A 19,073-nucleotide genomic window follows, 5' to 3' on the forward strand; every position below is an offset into this window, starting at 1 on the left:
ACGTCACCAGCTCTCGTCCGGCCGCGGCGTCGGCGCCGCGCGCGAGTACGGCGAGGTCTCGGTGCCGTACGTCGAACCGAGCCGCCGGCCCGCAGCAACGGACCGCCCGTCGCCGAGATCGACGAGGTACGACGAGTTGCCGAGTCCTTCGTCCACGACCGGTACGTACGGTCATCGCCCCTCCGTCCCCTTCAAGAGGACCTCCGGAGCTGGAGTAATGCAAGAGAAGATGGGCGCCTGGTCGAGGAAGTCGCCGCCGAGACCGGCCAGTCGGTCGCGAACACGTCGCACCACCTGCAGCGGCTCCTCTGCACGGGTCTCGTCCGCACCCGTCGTTCCGGGACGCACATCTACTCCGCGCTCGCGAGCCCGTCGGTCGTCACCCTGTGGGCTGTCGCTGCGCGCGGCGGGTGAGGTGCAAGTGGTCGCCCGTGAGCGGCTGGTGCGGCGCTGCGGACCATGACCCGCGACGAGTTGACGAAGCGGCTGCTGGCGGGTGACATCGTCGTACTCGACATCCGGCCGGCACCGGAGTACGCCTCCGGACACCTGCCCGGTGCGGTTTCGTTGCCGATCGACCAGCTGCGCGAACGCCTCGACGAGGTCCTCGCCGGCGCGGGCCACGCCGCGTATCGCCTCGAGGACGGCTTCCCGGAGTGGTCGCTGGCGGGTCTGCCGATCGAACACCAGCGCGGCTGGTGATGCGTCGGCTGGTTGCTTGCTGCCCTCGTACCGGCCTGCTGAGCGCGCTGGATTGGCGCCAGACGGCCAGTCGGCGTGATGGTCAAAGGTTCCAGTACGCGAGGACGGCTCCGATGCGGGCGGGGTCGTGGATCCACTGGTCGCGGTGGATCGGGGTGCCGAGGTGGCGGCGGAGGTCGGCTCTCGGGCGAGGGGCCAGGTCGGGATCCGTGAGGAGCCCGAGCCACTTCCGGCCGCGGTTCTCGATGATGTAGACGACCTGTTGCGGTGCCCAGACGCCGACGCCTGCCTCGATCTGGCAGACCAGGTGGCCCTCGTCGAACTCGTCCTCGGCGTACACCTCCAGCCACTCGAGCACGAGGCGGTCGGATGCCGAATTCGCACAGCTTGTCAGGAAGCCGTACGACGTGGGCGGCTCGGGTTACTGACGCCGCCAAGTCGCCCTCAAGGTTGACGCACTGCCTGGCCCGGACCAGCCGAACAACGCCGGCCCGTCAGTCGAGGGTTGGCTGGACGGGGATGGTTCGGGGGAGGTTGGTCAGTTCGAGGGCGGTGTGCAGGGGGGAGTTCGGGGGGACGACGAGGCGGAGTTGCTGGCGGCGGTCGTTGAGGCGTTCGGCGAGGTGGAAGAGGATGGCTATGCCGGAGCTGTCGAGGTAGGTGGTCGGGGTCAGGTCGATGGTGATGGTGGTGGCGTCGGGGGAGGCGATGTCGTTGATCGCGTCTCTGACTTCGATCGCGTTCGTGAGGTCCACTTCGCCGCAGAGCCTGACAACCTGGACGTCGTCGGTCGTTCGGACGCTGACGACCTCGTACTCGGTCATCGTGCTTCCCCCACGCTGTGCCGCATGCGGATCGTCGTGCCGTCCGGGCCGGTGGCGACGTCGACGGAGGTCATGAGGCCGCGGATCAGGGTCAGGCCCAGACCACCGCCGCGGTTTCCCGGGCGGCGCCAGCGGCCGTGGTCGCGGACTGTCAGTTCGACAGCGCCGTCCACGAGCCTCGCTTCGACCTGCAGGTCGCCGGACGAGGCTCCGTACGCGTGGCGTACGACGTTGCTGCACGCCTCCCCGCAGGCGATCGTGATCTCGCCGGCGTCGCGGTCGTCGACCCCTGACTCGCGGAGCCAGCGGCCCAGCGCGTGCCGGACCTGGAAGAGCACGCGTGCGTCGGCGGGGACCTCGAGGGACAGTGGCGTTCCGGCCAGCACCAACGGCCGGAGTGCGATCAGCGCGATGTCGTCGGCGACCTGGCCGTCCTCCGGGAGGGCCTTCAGGAGATGATCGCAGAGCGCGCCGAGGTCGGAGCCCGAGGCGGCGGAAGCCTCGGCGAGCAGCTGATCGAGGCCGTCCTGGATCGACTCCGTGCGCTTCTCGATCAGCCCGTCGGTGTAGAGCAGCAAGGTCGCTCCGGGCCGTAGCTGCTGGGTTTCCTCGGCATGGTCCCAGTGCGCGAGTACGCCGAGCGGTGGTGCCAGTCCGCCGTCCAGGTAGCGCGTGTCGTCGCCGTCGACCAGGAGGGCGGGGGGATGCCCGGCGTTCGTGAACCGTACGGTGCCGGCGGCGGGGTCGTACAGGACGTACAGCAACGTCACCATCTCGGCCATCGGCAGCTCGCGGACCAGTTCGTGCAGACCGTGCAGCACGGCCGCGGGGGAGGGATCGCGGACGGCGTACGCCCGGACCGCCATCCTCAGTTGGGCCATGGCGGCCGCGGCCTGCAGACCGTGCCCGGCGACATCACCGATGACGAGTCCGATCAGGCCGCCGCGCAGCTGGATCACGTCGTACCAGTCGCCGCCGACGTGCAGGTCAGCGGTCGCCGGGACGTAGCGGGAGGCGACGGCCACGCCGGGGATGTCGGGCATTCGGTCCGGCAGCAGGTTGGTTTGCAGCGTCTCCGCGATCTGGTGCTCTCGATGAGCCCGCGCCTCCTCGAGGTCCAGTTGCACGGTGCGACTCCTGACCCGCTCCTCCAGCTCGGCGGCTGCGGCCATCAGCGCGCCGATGAACCGCATCCGCTCACTCACGAGCGCGGAGAGGAAGAACGACGTGAGCGCGACGGTGGCGTTGAACGCCTGCAGTGTCAGCATCTGCGCGAGCAGTGACCTCCCCGCGAACGGGCCGAGTCCGTGGGTTGCCGACCAGGTCGCGATCAGCGAGGCCGTCAGGGCGGCGGGTGCTGCTCCGCGCAGCTGCAGACGCCACGCGGCCCAGCCGAGCAGTGGCAGCACCAGGAACATCAGCTGCGGGTCGGTGTACGTCGTCCACATCGTCACAACCGTGGTGAGCGCGAGGACGACCGCGGCTTCGAGCCAGCGTGCGGCAGGCCACGGCTCCAGTTCCCGGAACAGCGGGATACACAGCAGGAACGGAGCGACGGTGAGAACGCCCATCGCGTCGCCGGTCCACCAGACCGCCCACGCAGAGGCCAGCTGGCCGGTGCCTTGCGAGGCGATGAAGGTGACGGCGCCGATGGTGGCGCTGATGGTCATGCTGGCCAGCGCGCCCAGGAAGACGATCCCCAGCGCGTCCCGGAGGCGATCGAGCTGACGCCGGAACCCGGTTCGCTCGAGTACGGTCGCCGCCACCAGCGGGGCGATCGTGTTGCCGAAGGCGGTGATCAGCGCCGGTACGAAGCCGGCACTGATCGGCAGGTTCACGGCCAGAGCTGCCAGCGCGACACCCGGCCACATCGACCTGCCCAGAACCAGGAACGCCGCCAGCGCGATGCCGCTGGGCGGCCACAGCGGCGTGACGTTCTGCTCGACCAGCGAGAGGCTGAGGCCCAGCCGCGCGCCGAGGTAGTAGGCCACGCCGACCAGGACTCCGGCTGCCGCTCTGCGGCCCACATCTGCCGGTAGTCGCAGCCTGGCCGCCGTCCAGATCCAGGGAACTCCCGCGCGCCCAGCCATGGACCCTGCCCAACTCTCCGGCCGGGGCCGAGCGCCTCGTGGCCTTAGCTCATAGCACGCTGGAAAACCTGCCACGTCAAGCCGCTGCGTGCGGGTGACCTCCTGGTGCGACGACTGCATTCCTGAGAGTGATGCTTCTTGGCCAGTGGACCCGGTGGCCTCGTTAGGGTGGTGGCGTGACCGAGGGTTTCGAAGGGTGGCCGCGCGACGCGTTCGACGTGTTGTTGCGGCTCGAGGGAGAGCCTTCGGTGAGGGTGCGGGAGGAATGCCGGCGGGAGCGGGAGGAGCTGGTACGGCGGCCGATGGTCGAGTTGCTCGACGTGGTCGCCGCCGCGGATCCGGCGTACGAGGACTTCTCGGTGTGGGGGTACGGCGACGTACTGCTGCAGGCGTGGCAGCGGCAGAGTGCGATTGTCCGGTTGGCCCGGAACGTCGAGCTGGGGGTTCGGTTCGATCTCGACGGGTTGGAGGTCGGTCTGGCGTGGTGGTACGCGCCGTCGGAGCAGATCGAGCGATATCGGGCGGCGGTTGCCGATGCCGGTACCGGGCCTCGGCTGGTTGCCGGCCTCAGGAGGCTCGAGCGGGAAGGGTTCGTGATCTCGGGGGATCTGCTGAAGCGGCCGTTGCGCGGGTATCCGGCGGATCATCCGAGGGCGGAGCTGCTGCGGCACAGGTCGGTGATCGCGTCGCGGGCGCTCGGTTGTGACGAGTGGGTGCACACGCCGGCGGCTGCGGATCGAGTGCTCGAGGCGTTCGCCCAGTTGCGCCCGCTGGCGCGGTGGCTCGTCAGGAATGTGTCGGCCACTGTGTGACAAGGAAGGGGCGCGAGATGGCACACAAGGTCGAGTTTCGGCTCGGACGAGGCTGCCGATCATGCGTCAGACGGCGACTGTGCTGAACGACGTACGGCGCCGAGGTCTGCCTGTTCCGGAGCATCAGTTGGTGGTGGAGCTTGCTGATGGGTACGTCGTCGTCGTGCAGGAGAGGTTGCCGGGGCGGCACGTGGACGCGCTCGACTCGGTGACGAGTGCTGCGTTCGTTGCGATGAACAACCGTTTCGCCGATCTGCTCCGCGACCATCCGCGGGTGCCGCGGCCACGAGCGTTCCCTGACGGCACGACGGGGTACGGCGCGTTCGAGCGCACCGTCGGACAGCTGGGCGGACGCGGCCGGCGGCTGCTGGAACGGCTGCTCGAGGCCGACGGAGGGCGGCCCTTCCGGATGACGGGTGATGATCTCGTGCACACCGACTACACACCGGGCAATGTCCTTTTCGAGGCCGACGGCAAGGTCAGCGGTGTGGTCGACTGGAATGCCGGCGTCGCACGCGGTGACCGGCGCTACGCGCTCCTGGCGATGCAGTCGGGCACGAATCAGATCGAGGCGGAACTGGCCGGGCTCACCCCGGAGACGAGACTCAGCTACCAGGCGCATCGGGTGGTCGACCAGGTGCACGAGGCGATCCTCAAAGGCTTCCCGCCAGAACGCGTCGAGCTCGACGTCGCACGGGCCGAGAAGATCCTCGGCTGAGGTTCTCAGGGGGTTTGCCGCAAGGTTCAATTTCTGCGCGTGCATGGGCTTGCGGACCACGTCGGGTGGCCGGTCGCATCGGCGGAGTAGCCGGGCCGCAAACCGTTGTTCTGCAGGGGGTTCCGGGCGTAACGTCGGCAGCGGGATCTTGGCGACGCGGCCGGCTCGGGGGCCTGGTGCGCGACCTCGCCTGGGGGGCCTGCTCTGCAGGCGATTCGGGGTACACACGGGCTGCGTAGGGAGGGGACTACGCACGGCTCGCCGTGAGGAGACTGCCCGGTCCGAGACACGGGCCGGGACCTGGATCTCCGAGGGGGAGAGATGGGGTCTTCGCTGGGAGCCGGCCCGGAGGCCGGCACGACACGTAGGACACGCCGGCCGTTGGTCCTGGCCGCGAGTCTGATGCTGGTGGCGAGTGCTCTGATCGCGTCACCGGCGCTCGCATCCCATCCCGAAGTCAGCCTGCCGGGCAGCAACTTCGAGATCGACACCGACGCCAACCTCAGGGTCGACGACGCGGGCTCGCTCGACTGGGCGAACGTCACCGAGACGCGGAAGGCCGACAAGCCGAGCGGCCAGACCGACGACTCGTTCGGTCAGGGCACCAAGGAGGACACACCGGTACCGCAGGTCGTCGACGGCAGTATCCCGCCGCAGAAGAGCGACCTGCTCAACTTCGGCGTGTACCTGGAAGACACCGCGACCACGGACTTCCTGCACCTGTTCTGGCACCGCGTGCAAGAGCCGACCGGTACCACCAACATGGACTTCGAGTTCAACAAGTCGCTCACGCTGAGCGGCAACGGCGTCACGCCGGTCCGGACAGCGGGCGACGTACTGATCCAGTACGACCTGGCCCAGGGAGGTACGAACCCGCAGCTGTTCCTGTCCCGGTGGGAGACCGTCGACAAGACCAAGTGCGAGGCGTCGAACTCGGTGCCGTGCTGGGACAAGAAGGTCAACCTGACCACCGCCGGCCTGGCGACCGGGTCGATCAACACCTCGCCGATCCCGGCCGCCGAATCCGACGGTCTCGGCGACGTGTCCGCCCGGACGTTCGGTGAGGCCTCGGTCAACTTCAGCGCGCTCGGCGGCGGCGACCCGTGTGTGTCGTTCGGTACGGCGTACCTGAAGAGCCGCTCGTCCGACTCGTTCACCGCGGCGCTGAAGGACTTCATCGCCCCGACGCCGCTGAACCTCGCCAACTGTGGCGCGATCAAGGTCACGAAGCTGCGCAAGCACGCGGCCGACGGATCCGGCGACCACCCGCAGTCCGGTGTGACCTTCACGATCAACGGGGCCAATCCGAAGATCACCGATGCCAACGGTCAGGTCTGCTGGGACGCCCTGCAGTTCGGCACCTACACGGTGACCGAGACGCTCCCGGCCGGCTACGCGGCCGACGGTCCGCTGTCGCAGTCGGTGACGGTGGACAACGTCGCGACCTGCGCCGGCTCGCCGTACGCCGGTGAGACCGCGACCTTCCACAACACCCCGCTGACCAACCTGGCGGTCTCGGTCGACTCGCAGATCAACGGCGGTACGGCGTCGACGATCGTCTGCACCGGTCCCGGCGGCGGGACCGTGGCGAGCGGCAGCACCGGCGCGAACGGTGACGGCTCGGCCACGGCGTCCAACCTGCGGCCCGGTACCTACACCTGCACGATCGTGATCGACCCGTAGCAGAACGCTCTGCCTGGATATCCCCTCCAGCCAGGTGGAGCTCCAGGGAGCCCGGAACGCGTCAGCCTCCGGGCTCCCGCGTCAGACCAGGGAGGTTCGCACTGCCTGGCAGTAGGCCAGGACGAGGTGGGGTGCGTTGGGGGAGCCGGGCGGGACCGCGCTGCGGGCGGCCCGGGAGAGCTCGGTGACGGCCCAGTGGGTGGTCGCGGCACAGGCCATTGTCCTCAGGCGCTCGTCGAGATCGGTGGCGGTCAACGCGAGGAGTTCGTCGAGGGCTTCGCGGAGTTTCGTCCGGGCGAGCAGGATCTCGCGGGCGTTGTAGCGGCCGAGGTTGCGGTAGGCAACGAAGCTCGCGGTGTCGAAGAACTGGTTGAGGGTCGATTCCCGGGGGTAGCTGGGGTAGCGCTCGTGGAAGGCGAGCAGCGCCGCGGGCATCTCCTTGGCCAGACCGGGCTTCGCGTACCACAGGACGCCGACCGGGGTGTCGTAGGTGAAGGTGCCGGCGCCCTTGGTGAAGAAGCCGATGTTGACGGTGCGCGGCGAGTACGCTGGGACGCGGGAGCCGCTCGGCGCCGCGCGGAGCGGGTCGAGGCTGATGTCGATCCGGATGTCGCACTCGCTGGGGGCGATCGCGATCGCCTTGCCGAGCGACGTGGTCGCGTCGCCCGGACCGGAGTCGGCGTCGACGCACACGATCTCGGTGATCTCGGACATCCGGAGCAGTTCGACCAGGCCGGTGTTCTCCCAGTGGCCGCCGTCGGTCAGGTAGAGGTACGGGTCGTCCAGGTCGTGGATCCCGAAGAACTCCTTGAACAGATAGCCGAGTCCGGTGTTCGGATAGCGCAGGGCGGGTGCGTCCTGCAGGTTCGCGGCCTCGAGTTGGGTGATGAACCGCGGGTTCGCGATCCAGACGCCGAGCCGGATGTTGAAGAACGTCAGCAGCATGCTGGTCGGCCCGATCTGGAACCGGCCCATCGCCGGTGAGACGGCGGCACTGGAGATGGCCACCGCCATCATCGTCGTGATCCGCTTGTGCAGCTTCGCGCCGAGCCGGTCGAGCACCCGCGTGGACGCGGCGAACTCCAGCGTGTTGCCGCGTCCGTCCTGGGGCAGGTGCAACGTGGTCCGCTCGGGATCGAACGTCACGCTGAGCGCCGGAGTGCCGTAATGGGTCCGGACCGCGCGCGAGCTCACGGTGCTGGTCGTGCACACCACGAGCGGCGTACGGACGGCCGTCGTGCCGTTGAAGGCGAACAGGCCGGGCTCACGCTTCGTCAGGTCAGCGCCGGCGACGTCGTCGTTCTCGTACGGGTGCACCGTGGCGTCGCCGTCCGCGTTCGCGGTCCGGTAGGTCGCGTAGGCCAGGCGCAGCTTGCCGCGGTAGAACGGCGCCAGCGCCCAGGTCTCGGGGCTGGGGCCGAGGACCGCCAGGACCACGAGCCCGACCGCCAGAACCCAGTTCCAGCCGGATTGCCAGCTGACCAGGTCGTTCCCCGACCAGGTCACCCCGTGCTTGGCCGCGGTCCAGGTCGACAACGCCGCCAGACCCAGCGCGACCACGAGGAACGCGAACCCGCCGAGCTTGGGCGCGAAGCGGGCGGCCGGCTTGCGGAGAATGCGGACGACCGAGCCCACGACACCGGCGCTGGCGGCCGCGGTGGCGATCAGCGCGGGCAGGGACAGGTAGGCGACCGCGCCGACGAGTTCGACGAAGGCCCAGATCGTCAGGGCCAGTAGCGCCCCGATGGCGAGCGCGGCGTACGCAGCCCTCTTGAGAGTCCGCAGTGTCAGTCGCGCCCACGCCTTGCTCTGGGCGGTACCGATCAGGAGCCGGCCCGCCAGCACCCAGAGCAGCAGTACGGCGAAGCCGGCGACCAGGAAGACGATCCCAGGCAGCGCGAGCGAATGCTCCTTGACGAGGTCGTGCATCGAGCCCTTCGGCAGCGTGCCGTCCTCCCCGGTGAATCCGCGCAGCGCCCAGCCCACCGGCCGGGTGATCGCCCAGAGCATGCTCAGCAGCACCACCACGTTGACGGTCAGTCCGGCGATGATCGTCGCGAACACGGCCGGCCGGTACGACGCCTGGCTCGCCGCGCTCTCGGCCTTCCTGGTCGCATTCGTCGCCGCCGGGTCGGTGTCGGAGCCGCGGGGCTCGTTCGATGCGAGGTACCCGAGGTTGTCGACAAGATGCCGCTCTTCCGCGGTGAGCCACCCGCTGTCCTGCCACTCCCACGGCACCGGGTTCAGCGCGTCCGGACCGATCCGGGCAGGATTCCCGCCGTCGGTGGTCTCGTAGCTGGAGCGCGAGATGCTCCAACCCGCCGCCAGGTTCGAGCCTCCGGACACGGCGGTGACCGCGCGCGCCCCGGACCAGCCGAGTACGCCGTCGTCGAGCGCCTGCAATGCGCCGAGGCTGATCGAGGATGCCCGGATACCGCCGCCGGACAGGGCGATGCCGTACTGCGCCGTACCCAGCGGGGCGGTACCGCGCTGCGTCTGCTTGCCTTCCGCCTGCTGGGTGACCTCCTGCGAAGGTGGTTCCTTCGCGACCGTGGCGGCCGCCTTGCGCGCGTACCTTGGCAGCGCCCACGAGGCGAGCCGGACCCAGCGCGGCGTCGACCACCACGCGAACGCCCCGGCCGCGACGTAGACGACGTCGACGAGCAGGATGGCGAACTTCGCCCAGGCACAGATCGCGACGAACCGCCACGCTTGGTTCGACGATCCGGCGGACAGCATCAGGATGTTCTCGACGATGTCGAAGGCGCCGGCCACGAAGACCGAGATCAGCACGGTGATGCGTGCCCGGCGCAGCGCGGGCAGGCGGAAGTACGCGCCGGCCCAGAAGACGAGCAGGGCGAGCAGGAGGACGTACGAGATGATGAACCAGAAGTCCTGCTGGACGGCTCGTGTGAACGCGGCGTCGCACCCGCACTCCCTCCACGCCTTGCTGCTGCCGGACAGTTCGATGGCGACGATCGAGGTCGACTGATCCTTGAGACTCGCCGCGGCGCCGAAGTGTGCGGCCGTCAGCGCGGCGAGAACCAGCGTGGCCCAGCGCAGTACGGCGAACCAGTAGGGCAGCGTCTCGATGCGCGCGAGGATCCGTCCGGCCCAGTCAGGGATGGTGCGCCCCTCGATGCGGGCGGCCGCGAGGAGGACGATGCCGGTCAGCAGGATGGTGACGAACAGCAGCACGATCCAGAACGCGTCCGGCAGGAAGTCCCCGAGCCGATCGCCGAGCAAAGCCACGGCGAGCCCGAAGACGGCGAGGCCCGCGATCAGCCAGAACACGCGGCGCCCGTAGTGGAACGAGACGTCCGTCTCCGGCGCGAGTCCGCCGGTCGGCGGATCCAGAAGAATCGCCATGATGCTGCACCCCCGGAGGTTGTCGGCACTCGTTCGTGCTCACTGATAAGAGCGACGAGACGACCGACTGATACGGCTCCCGCACGGGATTGGCCCGTGGTGACGTCACATTTCCGCATCGGTCGGGCGGTGCGGTCGAGGTTGGCGTGTAACAGGCATCAAGTGGCCGCGTACCGGTGGACCGCCACCGGGCGGCGAGCGGAATCTTGCTTCATGATCACGGAAGACCAGCAGCGGATCTTTGTCCTGGTACCTGGAGCCTGGCATGGGGCGTGGGCCTGGGACGGCATCGTGACCCGGCTTCGAGGAGCCGGTCATCAGGCCCTCGCCGTCACGCTCGACGGCCTGGAGCCGGATCCGTCGCCTGATGGCGCCAGGGCGAACTTGGACACCCACATCGATCGAGTGCTCGTGGCTTTGGAGAGTTGCGGCCCCGGGCCGATCACCTTGTGCGGTCACAGTTATGCGGGGCTGGTGATCGCCGGTGCCGCGGACCGATCCGGCCGCGCTGTCGATCGGCTCGTTTTCTGCGACGCCTTTGTGCCCGCCGATGGCGACTCCTGGTGGGACCTGGCCAACGACCACTACCGGGACCGCATCATCGCGGGGGTCGGGGCGGACGGCCGCACAGTGGCTCCGTCCGCCGACACGGACCCGAGGAGGCGGCCACATCCCGTCGCCTCGTTCCTCCAACGACTCCGGCTCGGCGACGGCATCGATCGGGTGGGGCGACGAACCCTGATCCACGCCTCCGCGTGGGAAGCCACGCCGTTCCAGAACCAGTACGAGCGCCTCCGCACCGACCCGACCTGGGAAGTCCACGACCTCCCGGTCGGCCACGCCGTGTACGACGAAGCCCCCGAAGACCTCACATCCATCCTGACCGGGGCCTGGCAGAGGTCAGCGGGTTCGCCGGTTGAGGAGGCGTTTGAGGAGTGGGAGTAGAGCTGCGGTGGCGAGGAGGGTGAGGCTGGCGGCCGTTGCGTACTTGTCGATCAGGAGGACGAGGTCGACGGCGTCTTGGCCGGCCTTGTAGCCGATGGCTGCGAGGAGGGTTGTGATGACGGCGGCCCCGACGAGGTCGAGGGTGAGGAAGGTGAGGAGTCGCATGCCGGCCCAGCCGGCCATGGCGTAGACGACGGCGGTCGGGACCCCGGGCAGTGCGGCCAGGAGAACCGCGGCGCGGAGTGTCCACGGCTTCAGGTCCTTGGCACGGCCGGCGAACCGTACGGCGCGCTCGCTCGTCGTGAACATCTTGATGATGCCGAGTCCCCACCGGCGGCCGGTCCACCAGGTGAGCCAGTCGAACTTCACCATCCCGAACGCGCCGGCGACGACGACCAGCCACAGGTCCGCCTCGCCGATCCGGGCGAACGCGGCGGCCGCACCGACGGCGGTCAGGTCGCCGGTGAGGAACGCCAGCAGCACCGGCTGCGACGCGATCAGGAACGGTTTGACCGGCCGGAGCGCGAGCCCGAACGCGACCACCGCGAGGATCGCCCCCAGCACCGCGAGGTCGCCCCGACCGGCGGGACCGTCCCACGGCACAAACCTCCGCCACCCGGCCGCCGGCTGCTCCGACTCGGTCATTCGGCACTCCCGCGCAGCTATCTCGAACAGTGGTGTACGAGATAGCCTAACAGGCAGTTCGAACAGAGGCGTTCGAGTTAGCGACCAGGTGGATCAGGAGTGGAACTGACTCTCAGCCGCAGCAGCTGGACTGGTTGGCCGGCTTGTCGTCGATGATCGTGAGCAGACCGCCGCTGATGCCGGTCGCCAGGCCGCGGCTGGTCGGTGCGGAGACGGCTTGGGGCGCCGGGCCGCAGCAGCCGCCGGCTTCGTCGTCGGCGCCGCCGTACGCGAGGTTGGAGGAGCAGACGCCGGTCTCGGGCAGGTCGAGCTGGACGTCGCGGGCGGCGTCCCAGTCGCCGGCGAGCGCGGCGGCGACCGAGCGGGCCTGTTCGTAGCCGGTGGCGAGCAGGAAGGTCGGGGCCCGTCCGTACGACTTCGCGCCGATGGCGTAGTAGCCGGGCTCGGGGTGGGTGAGCTCGTCGGCGCCGTGCGGCGGGACCGTGCCGCAGGAGTGCCGGTTCGGGTCGATGAGCGGTGCGAGGGCGCGGGTCGAGCCGAGGATCGGGTCCAGGTCGAGGCGCAGCTCGGACACGATGTCGTGGTCGGGCCGGAAGCCGGTCGAGTTCACCACCGTGTCCGCGACGACGCGGCGGTCGCCGGCCGCGAGCTCGACCCGGCCGTTCGTGGTGATCGACTCGATGCGGAACGAGCTGACCAGTTCGACGCGGCCCGACTGCACCAGGGCGCGGAGCCGGCTGCCGAGAGCGCCGCGCGCGGGCAGTTCGTCGGCGTCGCCACCGCCGTACGTCCGCGCCTGGTCGGAACCGCGCACGACCCACACGATCTCGGTGCCCGGGACCTGCGCGGCGAGCTCGCCCAGGTCGAGGAGTGTGGTGGCGGCCGAGTGGCCGGCGCCGACCACCGCCGTACGACGGCCCGCGAAGCGCTCCCGGTCGCGGCCGAGGACGTCGGGCAGGGCCGGTGAGATGAACGCGGCGGCCTGCTGCTCGCCGCGCGCCGGGATTCCCGAGCCGCCGAGGACATTGGGGCGGCGCCAGGTCCCGGCGGCGTCGACGACCGCGGAGGCGAGCAGCTCGGTGCCGTCGGCGAGGCGGACGAGGTACGGCGCGTTCTCGCGGCCGGCGGTGCGGATCCGGTCGAAGCCGACGCGGGTGACGGCCGCGACCGGGGAGTTGTACCGGATCTTGTCCGTCAACGCCGCGGTCTTCGAGAGCGGGGCGAGGTAGCTGTCGATCAGGTCACCGCCGGTGGGGAGCGTGTCGAGGTCCGGCTCGGTCCAGCCGCCCGCCTGCTCCAGCAGGCGGCGGGCCGCGGAGTCGATGTCGTAACGCCAGGGGCTGAACAGCTTCACGTGCCGCCACTCGTCGATCGCGGACGCGACCGAGGGACCGGCCTCGAGGACGATGAAGTCGAGCCCTCGCTCGGCGAGATGCGCAGCGGCGGCCAGACCGATCGGCCCGGCGCCAATGACTACGACCGGCAGGTCAGGCGTGGTGGTGTTCATGGGTTCTCCAGGTGTGCAGAGGTTGTGGCAAAGGGTTGTCAGCGCGGCAGGTGCAGCATGGTCGTGCGGGTCCGTTCGCGGTGGGCGCTCGCGCGACAGCGAGCGGTGCACACCTGCCCGCAGGCCTCGCACAACTCGGCACTTGACTCGGCTGTACGGCGCATCCGCCGGATGAGCTTCACGACGATCCCTCCTCGCCGGAGACCGGCGGCCTTGACTTGATGTTCATCTAATCAACGTCACCCACCTTGCCTCCTGATTCGACAAGAGTCAAGATAGATGTATGTCGAAACAGGAGATCTCGCTCGTGACCGGCGGCGGATGCTGTGCGCCGATCTCGGAGGCGGCGCTGGATCCGGCCGCGGCCGCCGAGGGCGCCGCGGTGTTCAAGGCCCTGGCCGACCCGATCCGGTTGCGGCTGATGTCGATCATCGCGTCGGCCGGCGGCGAGTTGTGCGTCTGCGACATCACACCCCAGTTCGAGGTGTCCGGCCCGACGATCTCCCACCACCTCCGCGTGCTCCGCGAAGCAGGTCTCGTCGACTGCGAGCGCCGCGGCACCTGGGTCTACTACTGGCCGATGCCCGACCGCCTCCGCTGGCTCTCCGCGCTGCTGTCCACGCCGGAGCCGTCTGCCGCATCCCGGTAGGCGTCGTCGTGCATTGACACCCACCTAGTAGCTCAATAATCATTGACTCAATGAATACTGAGCGAATGCGGCGCGCGCGGGTGCACGCGGCGCTCGGGGATCCGGCGCGACTGGCGATCGTGGACACGCTGGTCGCCGGCGACGCCGCTCCGGGTGAGCTGGGCGCGGCGCTGGACCTGCCGACGAACCTCGTCGCGCATCACCTGAAGGTCCTGGAAGACGCCGGCGTCGTCGCGCGGACACGGTCCGAGGGCGACAAGCGGCGTACCTACGTGCGGCTGCGTCCGGAGGCGATCGCCGCGATCGCCACCCCGGTGCCGACGGCGGCGAACCGAGTGGTCTTCGTCTGTACGCAGAACTCGGCCCGCTCCCAGCTGGCCGCAGCCATCTGGTCCCGCCGCAGCCAGATCCCGGTGGCCTCCGCCGGCACCGCGCCCGCCGAGCGCGTGCACCCGCGGGCGCTGAAGATCGCCCGCCGCCACGGCCTGGATCCTGCCGGCTGGCGGACCGCGCGCCTGCGCGACGTCGTACGGCGGGACGACTTGCTGATCGCGGTGTGCGACAACGCGTACGAGGATCTGCGGCCCGAGGAGCGTCCGCGCCTGCACTGGTCGATCCCGGACCCCGCGCCGGTCGACACCGACGCCGCGTTCGAAGCCGCCTACACCGACCTCGCCGGTCGCATCGACCGGTTGGCGCCCGCTCTGACCCGGAGCACCCGATGACGCGGGTGCTGGCGCGGCGGGTGGTTGCCGAAGCGCTAGGTACCGGACTGCTGGTGACAGTGGTCGTGGGCAGCGGCATTGCGGCGGCGAAGCTGTCGCCGGGTGATACCGGATTGCAGCTGCTCGAGAACGCGTTCGCCACCGCGTTGGGGCTCGCGGTGCTGATCCTGATGCTGGGACCGGTGTCCGGCGCGCACTTCAATCCGGTCGTGTCCGCCGTCGATTGCTGGCTGGGCCGGCGAAGTGGCGACGGTTTGGCCGTGCGGGAGCTGGCCGCGTACGTCCCCGCGCAGGTCCTCGGGGCGATCGCGGGCGCCGTGCTGGCGAATCTGATGTTCGGCGAGGAACCGGTCTCGTGGTCGGTCACGCAGCGATCGGCAGAACAGCTGTGGATCGGTGAGTCGGTGGCGACCGCCGGACTGATCCTGCTCGTCTTCTCGCTGGCCAGGTCCGGACGGTCCGCGGCAGCGCCGGCGGCGGTCGGTGCCTACATCGGGTCGGCGTACTGGTTCACCTCGTCGACGTCCTTCGCCAACCCGGCAGTCACCGTCGGGCGGGCGTTCAGCGCCACCTTCGCTGGTATCGCGCCGGGGTCGGTGCCGGCTTTCGTGGTCTTCCAGGTGATCGGCGCGATCGTCGGCACGGTGCTTCTCGCCGTGCTCTATCCCGTCGCGGGTGACTCGGCGGACGAGGTCGTCGTACCCCACACAGAGTCTGGAGTCGGTTCGTGAGCAAGCCTGTGGTTCTGTTCGTCTGCGTGCACAATGCCGGGCGGTCCCAGATGGCTGCCGGGTGGTTGCGGCAGCTGGCGGGGGATGCCGTCGATGTCCGGTCGGCCGGCTCGGCGCCCAAGGACGAGATCAATCCGGTCGCGGTCGAGGCGATGCGGGAGGTCGGGATCGACATCACCGGCAACGTGCCGCAGCTCCTGGAGTACGACACCGCCAAAGGCAGCGACGTGATCGTCACGATGGGCTGCGGCGACGCCTGCCCGGTCTTCCCGGGCAAGCGGTACGAGGACTGGGAACTGACCGACCCGGCCGGGCAGCCGATCGAGGTCGTCCGTCAGGTCCGCGACGAGATCCGCGCCCGCATCGAGAAACTCCTCACCGAACTGCAGGTCGCCTAGGACCTGTCTGGCCCTAACCCTGTCCGAGCGTCAGCTGGCGACGGTGGAAGTCGTAGTGCTGGGTGGGGAAGTGGTAGACGTCGGCCAGCGTCATGTAGTCCTTGAAGAAGGGGTCCCAGCGGGTCGGGTAGTGCATGCCCCGCTCCAGGTCCGCGTCGGTCTCGGCGTCGAGGCGGCGGTGGAGCTTGTCGACGACGCGGTCGAACAGGGCGACCATGCGGGCGGGACTCAGGGTGCGCCCACCGGCGTACGAGCCGAGGTAGTTGATCTCGTCGAAGGGGCGGGTCACGGCGTTCAGCAGCCGGGCGTAGCCGCGGCTGGCCCCGCGCGGTAGCCGGCCGAAAACGCGGACGAGCCCGAGCAGTGCACGGATGATCAGGTAGCCGAGCAGCATGTGGAAGAGCAGTTCGCGGTTGCTCCAGCGCGTGCTGTTCGACGGTTTCCGCAGGACGTCGTCGTCCGACGACTCGACCAGCCGCCGGAAGTCCGCACGGGCACGCTCGAGTTCGTCGTGCACGGACAGCCTGTCCACGGATTCATCATCCTCCATATCGGGTGAGTGGCCGGGCGCCAACTGGTCCTACTGTTCGAGATGAGCAGAAGAAGGGTGCCGTCGTGACTTCGGACCGGGAGTTGCCGATCGTCTTTCGCGAGGTGCGGGTCGTGGACGTGCGCAACGGTCGCGTCGGCGACCCGACGCAGGTCGTCGTGCGCGCCGGGATCATCGAGAGCATCGGCGCCGCGGAAGAGGTCCCCGCCGGCGCGCGCGTGATCGCGGGGGAGGGGCGGACTCTGATCCCGGGACTGATCGACGCGCACTGGCACTCGCTCTTCGCCGCCGCGCCGCTGGCCCTGGCGATGACCGGTGACGTCGGGTTCCTGCACATCCTGGCGGCCACGACGGCTCGCGACACGGTGCTGCGGGGTTTCACCACGGTCCGCGACGCGGGCGGCCCGGCGTTCGGCCTGAAGCAGGCGATCGACTCCGGTCTCGTCCCCGGTCCGCGGATCTTCCCGTCCGGCGCGATGATCTCGCAGACCGGCGGCCACGGCGACTTCCGCTCCCGGCACGAGATCCCGCGCGGCCGGGCCGGTCAGCTGAGTCACGCGGAACTCGTCGGCGCCGTCCGGATCGCCGACGGCGTGGACGCGGTCTTCGAGGCGGCCCGGGAGCAGCTGATGCTCGGCGCCTCGCAGCTGAAGCTGATGGCCGGCGGCGGGGTCGCGTCGGCGTACGACCCGCTGGACGTCACGCAGTACACCGAGGCCGAGCTGCGCGCGGCCGTCGACGCCGCGGAGAACTGGGGCACCTACGTGATGGTGCACGCCTACACGCCTCGAGCCGTCCAGCAGGCGATCCGGGCGGGGGTGAAATGCATCGAGCACGGTCAGCTGCTCGACGACGACACCGTCGAACTGATGGCCGAGAACGACGTCTGGTGGTCACTCCAGCCGTTCCTGGACGACGAGGACGCGATTGCGGTGCCGCCGCACAGCCAGGCCAAGTTCGAGCAGATGGTGGTCGGCACCGAGACCGCGTACGAACTGGCCAGGAAACACGACGTCCGGGTGGCCTGGGGAACTGACACCCTGTTCGAACCCGCCCTCGCCGCGAAGCAGGGCAAACAGCTCGCGAAGCTGACTCGCTGGTTCTCACCGGCCGAGGTGCTGGCGATGGCGACGGTCACGAACGCCGAGCTCCTGGCGCTGTCCGGTGCGCGCAATCCGTACCCGGGCGTCCTCGGTGTCGTCGAGGAGGGCGCACTGGCCGACCTGATCCTCGTCAACGGCAACCCGCTGGACGACATCCAGCTGCTGGCCGCTCCCGAGACCGCCTTCGCACTGATCATGAAACAAGGACACGTCGTCTCCGACGCAGGGGGCTTCCTGTGAACCAAGCGCTGATGAATTCCTTGACCGATGCCGAGCGGCTGCTGATCGCCGAGACGGATCGGGACGCGTTGAGCGCGCTGGACGAGGACGAGCTGCTGGAGCTGCACCAGCGGATCCGGCGGGCGCGCACGAAGTACGTGAAGAACTACCGCCGCGGCGCCAGCCTGTCCGTCGCCACGTCCGGCGGACGCGGCATGGCGTATCCCAGGAACCAGCGGGACCGCGGCAAGGCCGAGATCTTCGAGGACGCGCTGGCGCGGGTCAGCCGAGAGGTGGCGACGGCCGCCCGGCGGGCCGCGAACGAACTGCGCAGCGAGCGGATCGCGGCGACGAAGACGGCTGCAGCCGGCCCCGCTCCGGCGGCACGGAGTACGACGTCCCGCCCGGCGCGTGCCGCTGACGGACCGCCGCGCGCGACGAAGACCACCGGTGGGTTGAAGAAGGACGCGTCAACCCGCGCAGCCGGCGCACGCCGCCAGGCCAAGCGCGACAAGAAGTGAGCAGACGAATGGGCGAGGCGACTGACCGGCGACCGCTGCGCAGACATGGCGCGATGAAGGTCGTCGCACTGGTGGCCGCGCTGGTGCTGGTCGGCCTGACGTACTCGGCGGTGGTGCCGAACGGCGCGGCCGGAGCCGACGGGCCGCAGTCCCAGCAGATCGAAGAGGGGCGCCGGCTCTTCGCGGTCGGCTGCGCCAGCTGTCACGGACTGCACGCCGAAGGCGGAACCAACGGCGACGGACGGCAGGCCGGCCCGTCCCTGATCGGGGTCGGTGCGGCCGCGGTCGACTTCCAGGTCAGCACCGGGCGGATGCCGGCGGCCCAGCCCGGCGCCCAGATCCCGCAGAAGCCACCGGTCTACACCGAGGAGGAGATCGCGGCGCTGGCGGCGTACGTCGCCTCGCTCGCCCCCGGCCCGGCGATCCCGCCGGCGGAGTCGTACGACGTGAGCAAGGCGACGCAGTCGGACATCGTCCGCGGCGGCGAGCTGTTCCGGACCAACTGCACGGCGTGCCACAACTTCGCCGGGCGGGGCGGCGCGTTGCCGAACGGGCGCTACGCGCCGTCGCTGATGCACACGTCGCCGCGCAATATGTACCAGGCGATGCTGACCGGTCCGCAGCAGATGCCGGTCTTCTCCGACGCGGTCCTGCTCCCCGAGGACAAACGCGCGATCATCGCCTACGTGACGCAGTTGCAGCAGCAGGACAACCCCGGAGGCTTCCCGCTCGGACGGGTCGGCCCGGTGTCGGAGGGGTTGTGGGGATGGCTGGTCGGCATCGGCCTGCTCGTCGTCGTCGCCGTCTGGATCGGCGCCAAGGTCCCCCGGATCCCCCGTAAAGGGTGAAGCTGCGAAGTCACCTCTATCGGTGGAGCCGTCC

General features: G+C 69.7%; 20 protein-coding genes. 12 read left to right on the forward strand and 8 right to left on the reverse strand.

Features of this window, described 5'->3' with window-relative positions; genetic code table 11:
* Nucleotides 1-3: 3 nt before the first annotated feature.
* The gene (locus ABZX12_RS08015; RefSeq protein ID WP_355690933.1) at nt 4-156 is read right to left on the reverse strand and encodes a hypothetical protein; all 153 of its coding nucleotides are present in this window, start codon (nt 154-156) and stop codon (nt 4-6) included.
* Nucleotides 157-459: 303 nt separating this feature from the next.
* On the opposite strand from ABZX12_RS08015, the gene ABZX12_RS08020 reads away from it, so the two are divergent.
* The gene (locus ABZX12_RS08020) at nt 460-702 is read left to right on the forward strand and encodes a rhodanese-like domain-containing protein (RefSeq protein ID WP_355690934.1); all 243 of its coding nucleotides are present in this window, start codon (nt 460-462) and stop codon (nt 700-702) included.
* An 82-nt stretch (nt 703-784) separates the two neighbouring features.
* Here ABZX12_RS08020 and ABZX12_RS08025 read toward each other — a convergent pair whose 3' ends face one another.
* The 3 genes from ABZX12_RS08025 to ABZX12_RS08035 all read right to left on the reverse strand — a co-directional run bounded on the left by ABZX12_RS08025 (nt 785) and on the right by ABZX12_RS08035 (nt 3,616).
* Nucleotides 785-1,060, reverse strand: a complete 276-nt coding sequence (locus ABZX12_RS08025) for a hypothetical protein (RefSeq protein ID WP_355690935.1) — start codon at nt 1,058-1,060, stop codon at nt 785-787.
* Between the two features lie 136 nt (nt 1,061-1,196).
* Nucleotides 1,197-1,526, reverse strand: a complete 330-nt coding sequence (locus tag ABZX12_RS08030; RefSeq protein ID WP_355690937.1) for an STAS domain-containing protein — start codon at nt 1,524-1,526, stop codon at nt 1,197-1,199.
* Entirely contained in the window at nt 1,523-3,616 is a 2,094-nt protein-coding gene (locus tag ABZX12_RS08035) for a SpoIIE family protein phosphatase (RefSeq protein ID WP_355690939.1), read from the reverse strand. Before ABZX12_RS08035 ends, ABZX12_RS08030 begins: the two co-directional genes overlap by 4 nt.
* A 176-nt stretch (nt 3,617-3,792) precedes the next feature.
* Between ABZX12_RS08035 and ABZX12_RS08040 the strand changes: the two genes are divergently transcribed.
* The 3 genes from ABZX12_RS08040 to ABZX12_RS08050 all read left to right on the forward strand — a co-directional run bounded on the left by ABZX12_RS08040 (nt 3,793) and on the right by ABZX12_RS08050 (nt 6,829).
* Nucleotides 3,793-4,428, forward strand: coding sequence for a DUF2461 family protein (locus tag ABZX12_RS08040; protein WP_355690940.1), 636 nt, complete (start codon nt 3,793-3,795; stop codon nt 4,426-4,428).
* A gap of 61 nt (nt 4,429-4,489) precedes the next feature.
* Nucleotides 4,490-5,146, forward strand: coding sequence for a phosphotransferase (locus ABZX12_RS08045; RefSeq protein WP_355690942.1), 657 nt, complete (start codon nt 4,490-4,492; stop codon nt 5,144-5,146).
* 321 nt (nt 5,147-5,467) lie between these two features.
* Entirely contained in the window at nt 5,468-6,829 is a 1,362-nt protein-coding gene (locus ABZX12_RS08050) for a prealbumin-like fold domain-containing protein (RefSeq protein ID WP_355690944.1), read from the forward strand.
* Between the two features lie 81 nt (nt 6,830-6,910).
* Here ABZX12_RS08050 and ABZX12_RS08055 read toward each other — a convergent pair whose 3' ends face one another.
* Nucleotides 6,911-10,198: a hypothetical protein gene (locus ABZX12_RS08055; protein ID WP_355690946.1), complete on the reverse strand. Its 3,288-nt coding sequence runs from the start codon at nt 10,196-10,198 to the stop codon at nt 6,911-6,913.
* 213 nt (nt 10,199-10,411) lie between these two features.
* Here ABZX12_RS08055 and ABZX12_RS08060 point away from each other — a divergent pair, with 213 nt between their 5' ends.
* Nucleotides 10,412-11,143 (forward strand): alpha/beta hydrolase family protein, encoded by a 732-nt coding sequence (locus ABZX12_RS08060; protein WP_355690948.1) that lies wholly within the window; start codon nt 10,412-10,414, stop codon nt 11,141-11,143.
* Here the strand turns inward: ABZX12_RS08060 and ABZX12_RS08065 are convergent.
* Together ABZX12_RS08065 and ABZX12_RS08070 are read right to left on the reverse strand one after the other, a co-directional pair.
* Entirely contained in the window at nt 11,099-11,788 is a 690-nt protein-coding gene (locus tag ABZX12_RS08065) for a VTT domain-containing protein (protein WP_355690950.1), read from the reverse strand. The genes ABZX12_RS08060 and ABZX12_RS08065 overlap by 45 nt on opposite strands.
* A gap of 112 nt (nt 11,789-11,900) precedes the next feature.
* Entirely contained in the window at nt 11,901-13,295 is a 1,395-nt protein-coding gene (locus ABZX12_RS08070; RefSeq protein WP_355690951.1) for an FAD-dependent oxidoreductase, read from the reverse strand.
* A 283-nt stretch (nt 13,296-13,578) separates the two neighbouring features.
* On the opposite strand from ABZX12_RS08070, the gene ABZX12_RS08075 reads away from it, so the two are divergent.
* The 4 genes from ABZX12_RS08075 to ABZX12_RS08090 are packed head-to-tail and all read left to right on the forward strand — an operon-like array spanning nt 13,579 to nt 15,798.
* On the forward strand, nt 13,579-13,944 hold the full coding sequence (locus ABZX12_RS08075; RefSeq protein WP_355690953.1) for a metalloregulator ArsR/SmtB family transcription factor: 366 nt from the start codon (nt 13,579-13,581) through the stop codon (nt 13,942-13,944).
* A gap of 50 nt (nt 13,945-13,994) precedes the next feature.
* Nucleotides 13,995-14,669, forward strand: coding sequence for a helix-turn-helix domain-containing protein (locus ABZX12_RS08080; RefSeq protein ID WP_355690955.1), 675 nt, complete (start codon nt 13,995-13,997; stop codon nt 14,667-14,669).
* Nucleotides 14,666-15,400 (forward strand): MIP/aquaporin family protein, encoded by a 735-nt coding sequence (locus ABZX12_RS08085; protein WP_355690957.1) that lies wholly within the window; start codon nt 14,666-14,668, stop codon nt 15,398-15,400. The genes ABZX12_RS08080 and ABZX12_RS08085 overlap by 4 nt, the downstream gene beginning before the upstream one ends.
* A complete protein-coding gene (locus tag ABZX12_RS08090) occupies nt 15,397-15,798 on the forward strand; it encodes an arsenate reductase ArsC (RefSeq protein ID WP_355690959.1) in 402 nt (133 codons plus the stop codon). Before ABZX12_RS08085 ends, ABZX12_RS08090 begins: the two co-directional genes overlap by 4 nt.
* 13 nt (nt 15,799-15,811) lie before the next feature.
* On the opposite strand, the gene ABZX12_RS08095 is transcribed toward ABZX12_RS08090, so the two are convergent.
* Entirely contained in the window at nt 15,812-16,330 is a 519-nt protein-coding gene (locus ABZX12_RS08095) for a DinB family protein (protein WP_355690961.1), read from the reverse strand.
* 83 nt (nt 16,331-16,413) lie between these two features.
* On the opposite strand from ABZX12_RS08095, the gene ABZX12_RS08100 reads away from it, so the two are divergent.
* From ABZX12_RS08100 to ABZX12_RS08110, 3 genes are read left to right on the forward strand one after another with little or no spacing between them, the layout of a single operon-like run.
* Nucleotides 16,414-17,691 (forward strand): amidohydrolase family protein, encoded by a 1,278-nt coding sequence (locus ABZX12_RS08100; protein WP_355690963.1) that lies wholly within the window; start codon nt 16,414-16,416, stop codon nt 17,689-17,691.
* A gap of 11 nt (nt 17,692-17,702) precedes the next feature.
* Entirely contained in the window at nt 17,703-18,191 is a 489-nt protein-coding gene (locus ABZX12_RS08105) for a hypothetical protein (RefSeq protein WP_355690964.1), read from the forward strand.
* Nucleotides 18,192-18,199: 8 nt separating this feature from the next.
* Complete coding sequence (locus tag ABZX12_RS08110) at nt 18,200-19,039, forward strand: c-type cytochrome (RefSeq protein WP_355690966.1); 840 nt, start codon at nt 18,200-18,202, stop codon at nt 19,037-19,039.
* Nucleotides 19,040-19,073: the final 34 nt, after the last annotated feature.

This window comes from Kribbella sp. NPDC003505, from assembly GCF_040610875.1.
GTDB lineage: Bacteria > Actinomycetota > Actinomycetes > Propionibacteriales > Kribbellaceae > Kribbella.